Annotated in this window: 12 protein-coding genes; 7 read left to right on the top strand and 5 right to left on the bottom strand. The window is 55.7% G+C overall.

Annotated features, from left to right (window positions below; genetic code table 11):
• Positions 1-74 precede the first annotated feature (74 nt).
• The 7 genes from WJU16_RS06090 (at position 75) to WJU16_RS06060 (ending at position 10357) form a co-directional block, all read left to right on the top strand.
• Entirely contained in the window at positions 75-698 is a 624-nt protein-coding gene (locus tag WJU16_RS06090) for a sigma-70 family RNA polymerase sigma factor (RefSeq protein WP_341837437.1), read from the top strand.
• Between the two features lie 77 nt (positions 699-775).
• Complete coding sequence (locus tag WJU16_RS06085; protein WP_341837436.1) at positions 776-1792, top strand: FecR domain-containing protein; 1017 nt, start codon at positions 776-778, stop codon at positions 1790-1792.
• Positions 1793-1953: 161 nt separating this feature from the next.
• Positions 1954-5412 (top strand): SusC/RagA family TonB-linked outer membrane protein, encoded by a 3459-nt coding sequence (locus WJU16_RS06080; protein ID WP_341837435.1) that lies wholly within the window; start codon positions 1954-1956, stop codon positions 5410-5412.
• A 12-nt stretch (positions 5413-5424) separates the two neighbouring features.
• Positions 5425-6900 carry a RagB/SusD family nutrient uptake outer membrane protein gene (locus WJU16_RS06075; protein ID WP_341837434.1) on the top strand — a complete coding sequence of 492 codons (1476 nt, stop codon included), beginning with the start codon at positions 5425-5427 and terminating at the stop codon, positions 6898-6900.
• Positions 6897-7739, top strand: coding sequence for a DUF4843 domain-containing protein (locus tag WJU16_RS06070; protein ID WP_341837433.1), 843 nt, complete (start codon positions 6897-6899; stop codon positions 7737-7739). Before WJU16_RS06075 ends, WJU16_RS06070 begins: the two co-directional genes overlap by 4 nt.
• 11 nt (positions 7740-7750) lie before the next feature.
• On the top strand, positions 7751-9166 hold the full coding sequence (locus WJU16_RS06065) for a PKD-like family lipoprotein (protein WP_341837432.1): 1416 nt from the start codon (positions 7751-7753) through the stop codon (positions 9164-9166).
• Between the two features lie 27 nt (positions 9167-9193).
• Positions 9194-10357 carry a TlpA disulfide reductase family protein gene (locus WJU16_RS06060; RefSeq protein ID WP_341837431.1) on the top strand — a complete coding sequence of 388 codons (1164 nt, stop codon included), beginning with the start codon at positions 9194-9196 and terminating at the stop codon, positions 10355-10357.
• 262 nt (positions 10358-10619) lie between these two features.
• Here WJU16_RS06060 and bioB read toward each other — a convergent pair whose 3' ends face one another.
• The 5 genes from bioB to WJU16_RS06035 all read right to left on the bottom strand — a co-directional run bounded on the left by bioB (position 10620) and on the right by WJU16_RS06035 (position 16689).
• Positions 10620-11627 carry a biotin synthase BioB gene (gene bioB, locus WJU16_RS06055; protein ID WP_341837430.1) on the bottom strand — a complete coding sequence of 336 codons (1008 nt, stop codon included), beginning with the start codon at positions 11625-11627 and terminating at the stop codon, positions 10620-10622.
• 20 nt (positions 11628-11647) lie between these two features.
• Positions 11648-12748, bottom strand: a complete 1101-nt coding sequence (locus WJU16_RS06050; RefSeq protein WP_298715394.1) for a M42 family metallopeptidase — start codon at positions 12746-12748, stop codon at positions 11648-11650.
• Positions 12749-12791: 43 nt separating this feature from the next.
• Positions 12792-13646, bottom strand: coding sequence for a UbiA family prenyltransferase (locus WJU16_RS06045; protein ID WP_341837429.1), 855 nt, complete (start codon positions 13644-13646; stop codon positions 12792-12794).
• 79 nt (positions 13647-13725) lie between these two features.
• Entirely contained in the window at positions 13726-15276 is a 1551-nt protein-coding gene (locus tag WJU16_RS06040; protein WP_341837428.1) for a DUF6770 family protein, read from the bottom strand.
• 3 nt (positions 15277-15279) lie between these two features.
• A complete protein-coding gene (locus tag WJU16_RS06035; RefSeq protein ID WP_341837427.1) occupies positions 15280-16689 on the bottom strand; it encodes a M48 family metallopeptidase in 1410 nt (469 codons plus the stop codon).
• Between the last annotated feature and the right edge of the window lie 39 nt (positions 16690-16728).

Raw genomic sequence — 16728 nt, 5'->3', positions numbered from 1 at the left:
GATAAGGGCTCACCGGCAGGCAGGGGAGCCTTTTCTGTTGCATTCCACCATTCCCCTTGTTATCTTTAACGGCATTGAGCAACGGTACAGAACATATTATTGAGGCGGGCGGGAGGTACGCCCACCTGTCCGACCCGGCCCTGTGGAATAAAGTGAAAGAAGGCGACCGTGGCGCGCTGGATTATATCTACCGGCAGCACTTCCGCCCGCTTTTCGGCTATGGCATGAAGGTACATGCAGACGAGACCCTCGTGCAGGACGCCATCCACGATGTATTCGTTAGCATCTGGCAGGGGAGGAACGGGCTTTCTTCCACGGATTCCATCCGGTATTATTTGCTTTCCAGCCTCAAACGGCGCATTCTCCGTCACCTCGGCAAACAACTCGTGTTGCAGGACGACGATACCTTTTACGATGCGCCCGCATCATCCCCCGAAGACGATCTTATCGGCCGGCAAAACGATCTGCAGCGCAGGGCGCGCCTGGCGGGCGTGATGTCCGAACTGCCGCCGCGGCAGCAGGAAGTTTTGTACCTCCGTTATTATCACGGCCTCGACACCCGCGAAACCGCGGATATCATGTCCCTTTCCGTCAATTCGGCCTACGTATTGCTCTCCAAAGCGCTGAAATATTTAAAAGACAACAGCGACAAAATCGTTTTTGCAATCACTTTCCTTGGGAACGGATTTATATACTGAAAAAAATATTCAAGAAATAACGGGGAGCGGCGCTAAGATTTTCCTTGCCACCTGCTTTACCTGTATAAGTAATCATCATGGCCGACCAGACTTTCACGTTGGAATACTTCTTATCGCAGCCCGGATTCCGGGAGTGGGTCCTCCAAAAGGACATCCGCTTCACGGAAGAGTGGGAAGCGTGGACGCGCCGGCACCCGGAACATGCGGCTACCGTACAGGCCGCGGCAGACTGGTTGCTGATGACGGACGAGCGAGAAGCCGTTCCGGAAGCATCCATGCAGGAAGCAACCTGGGCGAAAGTAGTGGCCTCCATCGATGCAGCGCCCGCCCGCAATAGCCGCCGCACCCTGGTGCGCTGGCTGCCATGGGCCGCCGCGGCCGCCATCATCGGTCTCTTGGCGATCGTATGGCTCCAGGGAAAGGAAGCGGAAAAAGAATTTGTAACCATGGCCACCGGTTACGGCGATGTGAAGAACATCACCCTGCCCGACGGCTCGGAAGTTTGCCTCAATGTAAATTCCACGGTAAAATATGCTGCCGTATGGCACGCCGACTCAACGCGGGAAGTGTGGCTGGGTGGGGAAGCCTTCTTCGAAGTGAAGCACCTCGCCGCCAACCGGAAATTTATCGTTCATACGGATGACGTAGACATCCAGGTAGTGGGGACCGCCTTCAACGTGAACACCCGCCGCGTGCAAACGCAGGTGGTATTGCAAAACGGGAAGGTGAACCTGAAACTTAACCGGAAAGATACGGCGCTGATCGCCATGAAACCCGGGGATATGGTCACCTGGTCCGCCGAGCGCCGGGAGCTGACCAATAACCAGGTAGATCCCGTGCAGTACGCCGCCTGGCAACAGCAGCGCCTCATTTTCCATGACGCCACGCTGGCCGAAGTGCTGCTGGCCCTGCAGGAAAACACCGGCGTGAAAGTACAGCTGGAAGATACCGCCATGCTGAAAGAAACATTCACCGGAACAATACCGACCGATCATATCGACGTGTTTTTCAAAACATTGTCGCGGTCTTTTGATATCACGATCACGGAAAACGGGAAAGACAGTTATGTGATCCGTAAGAAAGAGGGACAGTAGAAAGTTTAAAGGAGAAAATTTATCAGCATACATATTTATTAAACACCGGGTAACCGGACTACGCCCGCGGCATGCAGCGGCGCGATAGGGAAAATTATTGCCTGATGGATGAGCAACGAAAAAGACATCGTGACTAACAACCAACCTAAATCTACATTGCTATGGGACAATTCAACGCCGGCCGATGCCTGACGCTGGCGATGTGCCTTACAGTGGGCGCCGCACAAGCTGCTTCGGCAAATGACTTGCCGCAAAGGGAAACGGCCCTTTCGTACCAGGAACCGGGAGGCCGCAAGATGCCGCTTAAACGCGTGCTCGCCGACATGGAGAAAGCGCTCCGCGTCCGGATCAATTACATGGGCAACACCGTGGGTAATCTCCAGGTAGACCCTCCGCCTCCGCATGCCGGCGAAGCCGTCATCACCTACATCAACCGCTACCTCGCCGCCTTCGGGCTCGAAGCGGAACATGCATCCGGCAACGATTACATTATTTACAAAAAGGAAAAGGCCAACACGTCCGCCGCACCCGCTACGGCACCCACAGCGCAGCCCGCAACCAGCGCTCCGGCCCGGCAGGACCTCACGGCCATCCCGCAGCAACAGGCCTCCGTGCAAGGTACAGTTACCGATGAACAGGGCCTCGCATTGCCCGGAGTAACCGTGCTTGTTAAAGGCACGACCAACGGTACCAAAACCAACGACAACGGCCGCTACCAGATCAACAACGTTCCCCCCAACGCCACGCTTGTCTACTCCTTCATCGGCTACAAGGCCCAGGAAGTGAAACCCGGCAAGCGCACGCAGCTGGATGTGAAACTGCTCACCGATGTGCAGTCCATGAAAGACGTGGTGATCACCGGTTACCAGCGTATCAAGCGCGATAACTACACCGGTTCCGCCGTAACGATCACAGGAGAGGAGCTCAAGCGATTCAACCCGCAAAATATCCTGTCCAGCATCCAGGCCTACGACCCGTCGTTCCGCCTCGCGGAGAACAACCTGGCCGGCTCCAACCCCAACATGCTGCCCAATATCAGCATCCGGGGAACGACCGCGCTGCCGGCCAATACCGACAACGTACTGAGCCGCAACCAGCTGGCATCCGTTACCAACCTGCCGCTCTTCATCCTCGACGGCTATCCCACCAACATCCAGGCGATCTTCGACCTGGATATGAACCAGGTTGAAACCATTACCCTGCTGAAGGACGCGGCGGCGACGGCGATCTACGGTTCCCGCGCTTCCAACGGCGTAGTCGTGATTTATACCAAAGCCCCGAAAGAAGGCAAGCTGGAACTGCACTACAACTACGAACTGAACGTGGTGGCGCCCGACCTGACGGCTTACAACGTCCTCAACGCAAAGGATAAACTGGAATACGAAAGGCTCGCGGGACTGTACACCGACAACCAGGTGGATGCGCCCGACGAACTGGAGAAACAATACTTCCGGAAGCGGCAGAACGTGCTGGCGGGAGTGAACACCTACTGGCTGTCGCAGCCCGTGCAAACGGAGCTGGGCCATCGCCATTCCGTGTCGCTGCAGGGCGGTACCCGCGCCGTGAAATACGGTGTGGATGCCCGCTACCAAAGCAACGGCGGTGTGATGAAAGGTTCCGGCCGCGACCGTTACAGCCTTTCCAATACCCTCAGCTACAACCTGGGCGAGAATAACAAGTTCCTGGCCCGGAACATGTTCACCATCACGCAGGTGAACCAGAAGAACAGCAATTTCGGGAGCTTCTCCAATTATGTAAGGATGAACCCCTACTACCCGAAAACCGACAGCCTGGGCCGCCTCATCCGTGAAGTGGATATGTGGAACTCCCGCGGCGGCGAAGGTAACGGCGTCATCAATTCCGCGGTGCTCAATCCCATGTACGAAGCCACCATCGGTAACTTCGACAAAAGCGAATACCTAGAGTTTACCGACATCCTCGCGCTGGAATACAACTTCAACCCGCAATGGCGCGTACGCTCGGAAGTGAGCTTTATCCGCCGCGGCAACTCCGTGGATAAATTCACTTCTCCCTTCAGCAACAAGTATTACGATTATGAGGGCGACGATCTGAAAGACAGGGGCGAATACCTCTTCGCGACCGACAAGGAAACGCAATGGGACGGTAACATCACCCTCAACTATAACAAACAGATCGGCGGCAACTTCATTACCGCTACCGGTGGCTTCAATATGCAGTCGGTGGATTACTGGAGAAAGGAGACGATCGGCGAAGGGTTTGTAAACGACCGGTTCAGCGATATCAATTTCGCGCGCCGGTATAAAAACAATACCCGGCCCGAAGGTGAATCGCGCCAGCAGCGCCTGGCCGGTGGCTTCGCTACCGTGAACTACGCCTACAAAAACCGTTACCTGCTCGACGCAACATTCCGCGTGGACGGGTCCAGCAAATTCGGGGCGGATTCGCGCATGGCGCCGTTCTGGTCCATGGGTATGGGCTGGAACCTCCACCAGGAAGCCTTCCTGCAAGGCCATCCGTTCATCAACCAGCTGAAAATACGTGCCACAACAGGTCTTACGGGAGACGTTTCTTTCCCTTCCTACCTGTCCAACACTACATATGAATATTACGGCGGTGACTGGTATTCCACCGGTGTGGGCGCCATCTTCAAAGAGTACGGCAACCGCAGCCTGAAATGGCAGCGCACGCAGAACTACGATCTCGGGCTGGAAGCATCGCTCTGGAACGACCGTGTCTACCTGGCGCCGCGTTACTACTTCAAGCACACCCGCGACCTGTTGGCCGACGTGAACGTTCCCCTCAGCACCGGTTTCCCCAAATACAAGGAGAACCTCGGCGAGATGGTGAACAAGGGCTACGAACTGTTCCTCCGCATGAATGCCTTCCGCAGCCGCAAGTGGTCGGTGAACTTCAACGTGAACCTGGTGCATAACTCCAACGAGATCACCAAAATCTCCAACGCGCTGAAAAGCTTCAACGACGAGATCGACAAGCAACAAACCGAGAAACCCGAACTGCGTTCCGTGCCCCTGCTGCGATTCCAGGAAGGGCAGTCGATGAGCACGATCTACGCCGTGCGCTCCCTCGGCATCGATCCGGAAACCGGCAAGGAAATCTTCCTGAAACGCGACGGCACCCGCACGTTTGATTATAATGTGAAAGACATCATGCCCGTTGGCGACGAAACGCCCGTGCTCGAAGGCAACTTCGGTACCAGCGTCGTATACGGCGGATTTATGGTGGAGGTGCGCTTCTGGACAAGGCTCGGCGGCGATATCTACAACCAGACGCTGGTAGACCGCGTGGAAAACGCCGACCCGAGATACAACGTAGACAGCCGCGTGCTGTCCGAACGCTGGATCAAGCCCGGCGACGTGGCGTTCTTCAAGAACATCGCCGACCAGGGCACCACGCAGACGTCCTCGCGCTTCGTGCAGGAGGAAAACAGGCTGGAGCTGAAATCCGTGTTCCTGTCGTACGACTTCCCGGCCAGCTTCTACAAAAGGCTGCGGATGCATTACCTGCGCTTGTCGGCCAACATGAACGACCTGGCTTACTGGTCGACCGTTAAGGCCGAGCGCGGTATCGATTATCCGTTTGCCCGGAGCATCACCTTCACACTTTCAACCAGATTCTAAAAATTGCGCCCAATGAGAATAAATATCATACTGATCGGTGGCATGCTGGCGCTCGCATCCTGCACCAAATGGCTCGACGTGTCGCCGAAATCGGAAGTTTCGATGGACCTGCTGTTTACTTCCCGCGAAGGGTACCAGGATGCGGTGAACGGGCTTTACAGCCGCAGCGTGAAGGAAGACCTTTACGGCAGGGAGCTGACCGCAGGCACGCTCGACGTGCTGGCACAGAATTATAATATTGACGTAGTGGACCGGGTAGGTTTCCGCCAGACCATGCTGTTCAACTACCGCGACAATAACTTCATCAACCGCCAGAAGGATAGCTGGGCCGGTCTGTATACGGTGGTGGCCAACAGCAACCTCATCCTGGAGCATGTAGATGGTTCCGGCAACCTGCTGGAAGCATCGGAGCGCGACCTGATCAAAGGGGAAGCGCTGGCGATGCGGGCCTGGTGCCACTTCGACGTGCTGCGTCAGTTCGCGGCCGCTCCGATGGTTACGCCCGGTGCGCAGGGGATTCCCTATGTAACGACTTTTTCACGGAAAACGACGCCGGTGTACACCTTGCGCCAGGTGCTGGATTCCGTGATCCGCGACCTCACCGCCGCGCGGGAGTTGCTGAAGAACGTAGACCCCATCGTGAAACCGGGTTATAAAGTGGGATATACGACGCCCGATTCTTCCACGGAAGTTTCCGGCCCGATGTTCTTCCAGCACCGCCGTCACCGCCTCAATTACTTCGCGGTAACCGGCGCGCTGGCCCGTGTGCAGCTCTACGCCGGCAACACTGCCGCCGCGCTCACAATGGCGAAAGAAGTGATCGAATCCAACAAATTCCCCTGGACGCGGCAGACGGATTTTCTGAATCCGGACGAGCAGCAGAAGGACCGTATCCTGTACAAGGAACTGCTCTTCGGGCTGTACGCACCGAACATGACCAATCCGCTGTACGACCGGCTACGCAATGGTGAAACCACGCTGAACACGCCTCCCGGTGAGTTGCGGACCATGTATGAAGTGGCGGGCCCCGGCGCGGAGGACTTCCGGTACAAGCAATGGTTCTCCCAGCAGAACAGCTCCACAGGCGGCTACATGCGCCTGGAAAAATACAGCCGCAACGGCGACAAGAACCTGCATGATCTCATGATCCCCATGCTGCGACTCAGCGAAATGTATTATATCGCCGCGGAAGCAGTGTACGATACCGATCCCGCGAAAGGTTGGGAATACCTCAACACCGTTCGCAAACAGCGCGGGATGGGCGTTCCGTTGAATGATCCCTCCAAAACCGTATTCATGAATGAACTCGTGAAAGATGCCAGGAAGGAATTCTTCGGGGAAGGTCAGATCTTCTATATGTACAAGCGGCTGAACCGCGCATATCCCGGACTGGGAGGCAATACCATCCAGCCCACCCCCAGATATTCGTCTTCCCCTGGCCGGACGACGAGCTCGCTTATGGTAACCGTTAAACCTGCCAACTCATGAAGAAAATAACCAAAATCACAATATGGCTGCTGGCTGCCGGATGGCTGGCAGGATGCGAAAAAGGGGACGACCTCGTATACAAATCCGATGACGGCGTATACTTCGATTTCAGCTCCAGCGACCTGACGAACCAGCGGATCGACAGCGTGATCTATTCCTTCGCGCTGTTTCCCGATAAATCTTTCGACACGATCCTTTTGCCCGTGCGGCTTTCCGGGAACAGGACCACCGCAGGCCGCAAGGTGAAGGTGACCCTGGTAAACGGTAAAACCACCGCGCAACCGGGCCTGCACTTCGAAGTGCTGAAGGCGGATTATACCCTGCCCGCAGATTCGGGCCGGCTCGATATCCCGGTGGTGATCTACAACACCGACCCCTTGCTGGCGGAAAAAGCCGTGCGGCTCTTCCTGCAGCTGCAACCTACCGGCGACTTCGCCACCATGTTCCCCAAACTCGATACCGCCAAGATCATCTTCTCCAACCGGCTCGAAAAGCCCCTCTACTGGGAGATATGGCAAGGCGAACTGGGCGAGTATTCCCGCGTGAAGCACGAGCTGTTTATCCGCGTTTCAGGTACTACATCGCTAACGGAAGACCGCGCCGACTGGCAGGCTACACCCAAAGTGCTGTACCATACCCGCCGATTCCGTTCTTTCCTCGCCAATCCCAAAACCTGGACGGAAGAAAACCCGGAAGAAGGATATGTGGTAACGCCCGGCGCCAATGGTACGCTGGAATTCTATCACAGCGAAAACACCGCGAAGAAATACATCCTCACGCTCAACCCGGCAGACGGACGTTATTATTTCACCGATGAAGACGGAGATCCGGTCATCTAATGCTGCAAGCCATGAAAAAGATTTATCTGCTCATACTCTGCCTTTCGGCCATCATCGCCGGTTGTTACAAGGATAAAGGCAATTACGATTATGTGGAAGTACCGGCGCCGATTATGGCGGGGCTGGATTCGGTGTACCATGTGATGTCGGGCGACAGCCTCATCGTGGCACCCGTTATCACCCTCAAAAGCGGCCCGAACGATTATTCCTGCGAATGGAAGATCAATGTGCCCGAGCGTGCCACTACCGACGATTACTTCACCCGCGACCTGCGCATCGTGTATGGTCTTGGTGCCGCCCGTTATACCGTGTTGCTGAAAGTGACCGACAACAATACGGGCCAGAAGTACTTTTATGATTTCGTCATCAGCGGGCAAACGGCGTTTACGCGTGGCTCGCTGGTGCTCAGCGGGAACGGCAGCAGCACTTCGCTTTCCTTTATCAAACCGGATGGTACGCTGCAGGCCGATATCTACGAAGCGATCAACAAGGAAGCGATGCCCGGCGGTCCGCGCCAGATTGTGCAGGTGCGGAACCAGTTCTACATGAACCAGATCACCCAGTACTGGCTTACTTTTGGCGGCAACGAAGGCGCTGTGCTCATCGACGCCAATACCCTTGGCAAAGTGCGCAGCCTGAAAGAAAACTTCTACCAGCCGATGGCGGCTACCCGCGCGGATTATTTCCTCCGCAACCTCAACGGCACCACTACGGCGATTATTAATGACCAGCTGTATATGGGCACCTTCGAAACCGCGCCTTTCGGTTCTTACTACGGATTCTTCGGCGTGGCGGTGAACGGCGAATACAAACTCGCGCCGCAACTGTTGCAGGAGCTGACGGAAAGCGGCCAGGCCGTTTCCCACTTCCTCGGATTCGACAAGGAAAAGAAACGTTTCCTGCGCTTCTTGCCTGGTACTTATCTTGATACCACTTATACCGTGTTCGATTCCGCCTTTGTTCCCAAAGACCTGGGCATGGATCTCCTTTACATGGAAAAATTCAGCGACAACGACATCTACGCCTTCTGCGATTCGCTCGGCAAAACGATGCAGTTGCGATTTGGTCTGAACTGGAGAGAAGGCAGGCAGCAATTCAACGCCCGCGAAATGAAGAAATTCAAAGGCGACAGCCTCGTGACGGCTACCACCAAATGGGCGGTTTCTCCCGTAGGCGTGTTCTATTTTACCGGCAACGGCAAGGTTTACCGTTATAACCCGCTGAATGAAGAAATCCGCGAGCTGAATGCCGCCTTCGGCGGGAAGGAGATCACCCTCCTGAAGATCGAACAAAACGGCAACTTGCTCGTAGTGGGGGTAGAAGGAGAGCTGCATATACTGGATACCTCCGTGGGCCACTTCGGCGACCTGATCCGTAAAACGACGGGCATTCCCGGATCGCCGACTGATATCTTCATCCGCGAATAACCGCATTGATTTTTTAAAACCGACACCATGAACATACGTATCGTAAGATCCCGGACCCTGGCCCTCGTGGCCGCCGCCATCATCCCGGCAGCCGCTATGGCGCAGGAGGGCAAATTTGTGCTGAAAGGCAGGATCGGCAAGCTGAACGCCCCGGCCACCGTGTATTTTGACAGAACCGAAGATGGCGAGCGCATGCTGGATTCGGCGGTACTGAAAAACGGGGAATTTTCTTTCTCAGGCACCACTGCAGAACCCGGGCTCATGATGATCGCGCTCAGCAAAGACGGCAAAGGCCTCCAGAACATGGGCTCCGGCATGGACCGCAAGATCATGTACCTCGAACCGGCCACCATCACGCTGAGCTCCGAAACTGACATGGCTTCCGCCAACATCAAAGGCTCTAAGCTGAATGCCGCCGACGCCGAATATAAAAAGCACCTGCAGCCCTACGAAGACCAGATGGACGCCATCAACAAGGTATGGGGCAGCGCCACCGACGAGCAACGCCGCGACACCGCCCTCACCAACGCCCTGAACGTGAAGTTCCGCAAGGCGCTGGCTGATAAGCGCGGATTGATAAAATCCTTTATCGAAAAGAACCCCGGATCGCCCGTTGTCGTGTTCGCATTGCAGGAGCTGTCGGTCCATAACAACATGGACCTGGCCGAACTGGAGCCCCTTTTCGCCAGCCTCCCCGCCCATCAGCAGGCTTCCCCCGCCGGGAAGCGCTTCGCGGAGAACATGCATAAGAAAAAGACCATCGTGATCGGTGCCGTGGCGCCGGATTTCACCCAGAACGACCTGGCGGGCAAACCCGTCAGCCTGTCCGATTTCCGGGGCAAATACGTGTTCCTCGACTTCTGGGCCAGCTGGTGCGGCCCCTGCCGTGCAGAGAACCCCCACGTAGTGGCGGCTTATAAGAAGTTCAAAGAGCGTAACTTCCTCGTTCTCAGTGTGTCGCTCGACCAACCTGGCCGTAAGGACCTCTGGGAAGAGGCCATCAAAAAGGACGGTCTGGAAGATTTCGTGCACGTTTCCGACCTGAAGTTCTGGAACAACGCGGCGGTGAAGCTCTATGGCATCCGCGGGGTACCGGCCAACTTCCTGATCGACCCGCAGGGAAAAATCGTGGCGAAAGACCTCCGCGGCGCCGCCCTGGAGGAAGCCCTGACGAAGTACTTACCGCAGTAATCGTTCCTTATTCTCCCTATAAAGCCCCCTTAAGCCCGCCGGTACAATTCCTGGCGGGCTTTTTTGTACCCTCCGGTGAGTTGCGGTACAGACTTAGTAGGGACTTAGTAGGGATACCGTACTGTAGCCGTACTAAAATACCTTGTCAGCCGGCGGTGAACAATTGCATAAATACTACCGGCAGGGTGGGAAAATGACAGGAAAAAGAAGAGCCGCCCAACACGGGCGGCTCTTTTGGATTTAGTTTGAAAGGCTATCTGTGTTAATGTGTATGTGCGTGTTCGTGCTGGTGGTCGCAGCAGCCGGCGGCTTTTTCATCTTTGAAGACTTCGCGGGGTTTGAGGCCCAGCAGCTCGAACATCAGGTTGTCTTCCTCGAAGGAAGGGTTTTTGGTGGTAAGCAGCTTATCGCCGGTGAAGATGGAGTTGGCGCCTGCCATAAAGCACATCGCCTGTTCGGAAACGCTCATTTCCGCGCGGCCGGCGCTGAGGCGGACCATCGTGGTGGGCATGAGGATGCGGGCGGTTGCGATCATGCGGACCATATCCCAGAATTCCACTTTCGGCATGTGTTCCAGCGGGGTGCCGGCCACGCGCGTGAGGGCGTTGATAGGCACGGAATCCGGATGTTCGGGCATGGTGGCGAGGGTGGCCAGCATGTTGATGCGGTCTTCATGGCTTTCGCCGAGGCCGATAATGCCGCCACAGCATACGGTTACGCCTGCCTTACGCACGTTTTCGAGGGTGTTGAGGCGGTCGTCGTACGTGCGGGTGGTGATGATTTCCCCGTAGTATTCGCTGGATGTGTCGAGGTTGTGGTTGTAGGAATACAGCCCCGCGTCGGCGAGCTTTTGCGCCTGCGATTCGGTGAGCATGCCGAGGGTGCAGCATACTTCCATGCCGATGGCGTTTACGCCTTTCACCATATCGAGCACGCGGTCGAAGTCGCGGTTGTCGCGCACTTCGCGCCAGGCCGCGCCCATGCAGAAGCGGGTGGAGCCCGCATCTTTGGCTTTTTGGGCGTATTCCAGGACTTTATCTTTCTGCATGAGGGCATGCACATCTACCCCGGTGCTGTAGCGCGCCGCCTGGGGGCAGTAGGCGCAATCTTCGGAGCAGCCGCCGGTTTTGATGGACAGCAGGGTGCAAACCTGTACCTCCGCGGTATCCTGGTGTTCGCGGTGCACGGTGGCGGCACGGTACATCAGTTCGAGGAGCGGTGTATTGTAGATATCCTTTATTTCGGGGATGGTCCAGTCACGACGGATCATACAACATCGGTTTTATATGGTTAAAGATACTGGAAGTTGGTTTTGGGGGTAATGTTGAGCAAGGTTTGGTAGATGAGGCGGATGGTATTTTCCACGTCGTCTTTCTTTATCATTTCCACGGTGGTATGCATATAGCGGAGGGGAATGCTGATGAGTGCCGAAGGCGTGCCGTCGTTGGAATAGGCGAAAGCGTCGGTATCCGTGCCGGTGCTGCGGCTTACAGCGTGCAGCTGGTGGGGGATATCTTCTTTTTTAGCCGTTTTGATGATGAGGTCGCGCAGGATGTTGTGCACCGCTGGCCCGTAAGTGATGCTGGGGCCGGCGCCGCATTTGATTTCGCCTTCGATGTTTTTGTTGATCATCGGCGTGGTGGTATCGTGCGTTACGTCGGTGATGATGGCCACGTTGGGCTTGATCCTTTTGGCGATCATTTCCGCGCCGCGCAGCCCTACTTCTTCCTGCACCGCATTTACAATATAAAGACCGAAAGGCAGGCGCACCTTGTTTTCTTTCAGCATGCGCGCCACTTCCGCGATCATGAAGCCGCCGATGCGGTTGTCGATCGCGCGGCAGATGAAGTAATCGTAGTTCAGCTCCTCGAACATATCGTCGAAAGTAACCACGCAGCCCACATGGATGCCCAGTTCTTCCACTTCTTTCCGGTTGCGGGCGCCGCAGTCGAGGAAGATGTTGTCCACCTTTGGTTGGGGTTCCTTACCATCGCCGCTGCGCAAACGGGTATGTATCGCCGGCCAGCCGAACACCGCTTTCACGATGCCTTTTTCCGTATGGATGTTCACGCGCTTGCTGGGTGCAATGGCCTGATCGGAGCCGCCGTTGCGGATCACGTAGATGAGGCCTTCGGGAGAAATGTAGTTTACAAACCAGGAGATCTCATCGGCATGCGCCTCGATCACCACTTTAAAAGCCGCTTCGGGATTGATCACCCCAACGGCGGAGCCGTAAGCGTCTACAATGGTATCGTCGATATATGGTTTCAGGTATTCCAGCCACATTTTCTGTCCTTCTTTCTCAAAACCGGTGGGAGAGGGGTTGTTGAGGTAGTTGCGGAGGAAGGTCATAGACTCTTTCGTCAGTATGCTTTTCGGTTTTTTCGCCATTGTTGTTCAGGTTAAATATCCTTCAAATGTAATGAATTCCATATCAAATGCCGCCTGCCAGCCGCCACAGGAGGTGGATGAGGGCGGAAAAGGCCATGAGGCCGTCGAGCTGGAAATAATAGACGTAATCGGAATGATGGTTTTGCGCGTAGTTTTTCACGGCCCAGACCACCGCCACCGCCGCCAGGAGGCTGAACAGCACGAAGAGCGGCAAAGACGGCGCCAGCGCCAGTGCGCAGGCCGCTGACACGATGAGGGAACCGTAATATAGTTTGTCGAGGTGGGGTTCCTCCAGGCTGGTAATGAGGCTGCGGATGCCTTCGGCGCGGTCTTCTTCCCGGTCGCGGTGGTCGAACAGGATGCAGATGGCATAGATGAGGAAAAACCGGTATACACACAGTAGCGCCACTTCCCCGAAATTCACCTTCGCCGCATCGGCGATCAGGTATGGCAGGAGGGTGGTTACGTACATCCATACGAATGCCAGGAAGATGGTTTTCCCGATGGCGATCTTCTTCAGCCACCGGAACGTGGCATGCGGCACTTTGGGCGCCGAATAGAGGAAAGTCAGCACCACCGCGCCCGCCAGGGGCAGCCAGTGATGGAGAAGGGGCAGGCCATACCAGGCGGCGCCCATGAGGCCGATGCAGCAACCCATGAGCTGGAGCCTCCTGCGCCGGCGGCCCCACAGGATCCTTTCCGAGTATTTCTCAGAACCAGGCGTAAGGTACCAGTGGAAGTTATAGCTGCATATGGTGGAAAAGAACACGAAACCGAAGTAATTGCCGCGGTCGAGCGCGAGCCCCATGATCTCTTCCGATTCCCATACCATGAGCAACGCCACAAGGGCGATGTAGATGGAACTGAACAGCAGGAAATTGAAGAATCCGCGAAACATAGCCGCTAAAATAGGCATTGCGGGCTATAAATATGCAAGGAAAAAGAAAAGGGGGAACGTCATCCGTTCCCCCGTCATATCAACTGATTTTTTCCATGCGCATCTCTACCGTTTTTTCCTTCCTGTTGTCTTCTATGATCAAAAGGAACCCCGGCTTGGCGGGCAGCACCGTCGTCGTGCGTTCCCGGGTGCGCAGCGCCACTTCGTATTGCCGGAACTTCTGCCCGTTGTATCGCAGGTAAGTGAAATACCCGCTTTCGCTTTCCGACGAACGGCTGCTGTAATAACAAATGGAGAAATGACCCGGATTACCCGAAGGATGGATAAACTGGTACCCGAAACGGCCGACAGTCCGCATCGAACGCGCCACCATATGCCGGTTCAGGAAATCCATCCGCGACATCATCCGTGTTCCCGGCTTATCGTATGTGACGGCTTTCACCAATTTGTCGGTATTGCTGAATTCCAGGACCACCATGTCCGCATTGGCTACCGTGGTAAACGAAGGCGTCATGTGGAAAGGTAGCAGTACCGTCGAATACACCACGCCAAAAGGATACACCTTGCGCGAATACCCTTCCGCGGCTACAAACAGCTTGCCGTCGGGCCCGAGCGCGGCGTTATGCAGGTAGAGGTATCCGTTTTCGGCGTTCTTGCCTTTTTTATTGCAGGAATACAACCGGTTGATTTCCGTTTCCCAGCTATTGTATGTCCGCGTGAGAATGGCGCCGGTATTGCGGCTGACGCGATAGATGGCGATGCCTTTGCCATTGCTTTTCATATGCCTTTCGCCCTTCTCGAAATACTTGCCTACCATCACGATCGTATCCTGTCCGGGAACAGGCAATACCGCCGCCGGTTCAAACTGCCATTTCTCCTTGTTGGCATTCACTTCAAAGGCTTTTTTCTTCGTATGGATGTTGAACGCCACAATGCTCGTGGACGCGCGCGATGACCGGCGGTTGGAAATCTCCAGGAACAACAGGCTGTCGGTTTTGGCGAGGAAATCGGCGCGCAGGAAATCCTTGTCGGCCACACCCGGACTGAACTTCGTCGTCTTGTGCTTTTTTACGTCGTAGAAATTGATGTCGTAGGTGCAGGTGCCCTTACCCTGCCAGCGTACGAACACGGCCATGTAGCCGTTGGCGCCCACTTCAAACAAGGTGCGGTTGGCATCTGATTCATTATGCTGGCTCATGTTCTGCAGGTGCAGTTTGCGCTTCTCCGAATCGTAGGTGCGGGCGTAGGTTTGCAGCAGCTCGCCGTCGTGATCGTAGATGCGCAGTTCATATTTTCTGTCCATCGGGTAGAAGAACAGGAAAGCCATGCTGCTGTCGCTGGCGGCGGCTTCTTGCAGGCGGATATTGCTGGAGGCGTTGAATTTGATTTTCCTGACGCGGTTGAGGTTCTCGTCCAGTACGTGCAGGGCGTAGGCGTTGGTGGTTTTATCGACCTTGTCGTTCTGCATGAGGAAATAATACCCGCCGATCTGGTTGTTCCGCTGGATGGTTCCGCTGCTGTAGAGGATGGAGGGCGTGGCGGCGTCGTTGAGGCTGAGGGTCTTCTGTGCGGAAGCGCCCTGTATGCTGCATACGACTGTCAATAAACAAAAAAGTATATGCCGGATCATGGATTACATTTTTATGAAGCCTTCGCTTTTGGTGATTTCGGATTGGAACTCAGGATAGGCGCCTAGCTTGTCCTGGTACCGTTGCAGGTAATGGAATGCGATGTGCGCGTATTCCTCCATGTACAGGTTCTGTACGAACTGGGCGAGCGTATTCATCGATTCGGCGTTCTCGGGCGAGGGGTACCGCAGCTTCTTGCCCAGGCGGTGCAGGCGCTGGAGGTAGAAGCAGTTGTTGAGGATGCGCGCCACGTGCATGATAAGATACGGATCGTCCGGATGCTCTTCCAGCATGGCGATCGTGTAATAAAGGCTTTCGGTATAGTTATCCTCCGCAAACGAATACTCGATGATCTCGAAACGGAACGCCTTTTTCAGGGAATCGAACCGTTGGGGGTGGATGCTGGCGTAGGGCACGTCGGGCTTGCCGGCTTCGGCGCTGTCGGCAAAGGCGTTGAAGGCAACCAGTTTGTTGGCGCGGTCGATGCAATCCGGGTGGGTTTTGAGGGAATCGGTGAGGGTGCTGTCGAGCCGGAGGCGTGCGTGCCCGCCGAGGAGCCCTGCGTCTTTGCGGAGCCATCTGTCCTGGAAGGGATATTGCGGCGCGTTGAAGAGGGTGCGGAGGCGTTTTTCCATGTCGATGTAGTCGATGTCGATATCATCGAGCAGGAGCATGCCGGCAACGGCCGCCTGCGGTTCGAAGCCGCTGTTGCGGTAGTAAACCAGGGCGAGGGAGTCGGCGTCGGATTCGTTGTTGCGGCTATGCCGGCGGCTGTCGAACGCGAGGCCCTTGCTGAGGTCTTCCAGTTTGGAGAGGCGGTTGTATTGTACTTTCTTCAGCTCTTTCAGCTGCGACTGCAGGGCGGAGGAGTGGAGGTTTTTTACGTACTTCTCGATCGATTTGTCGCTGTGCTTCAACACGGCGTGGGCGATCTCATGGCAGAGCACGAAAGCGGCCTGCTGCTCGTTGTCGAGGCGGCTGAACAGCCCGATGTTGAAAAAGATGATCCCCTGGCCAACGTAAGTGGCGTTGGGGGTGCCGGAGCGGGAGAAGAAAGCGTGGAGCTGCTCGCGTTTCAGTTCGGGATTGGCGGCGATGATGCGGTTGAGCATGCTGTCGATGTACTGTTGCGCAACGGGAGGGGTGTAAATCTCTTTCTTCTGGAACCGGGATTTAATGTACTTCCACCGTTGGCCGTAAATCTCGGAATAGTCTTTCCGGAACTCGGTAGGGAGGTTTTTCTGCAGGGTGTCGTGCTGCCGTTCGAACTTGCGCATCAGGGCGTGGGTCCGGGTGCCGTCTACGATGGAGGGCTTGTAAAGGGGGGCTGGCGTCTGTTGGGCGAAAACGGAAGATGCCAGCAGCAGGAGGGGTAATAGCCGGCTTGGACGGCATGCCCGCAGTAGTGCATTCATGGTATAAGGGTTGAAAATCGATGCAAAGAAATGATTTTC

Origin of the sequence: Chitinophaga pollutisoli (assembly GCF_038396755.1) — a bacterium.
Taxonomy (GTDB): Bacteria; Bacteroidota; Bacteroidia; order Chitinophagales; family Chitinophagaceae; genus Chitinophaga; species Chitinophaga pollutisoli.
This window is presented reverse-complemented; position numbering and strand designations above follow the sequence as displayed.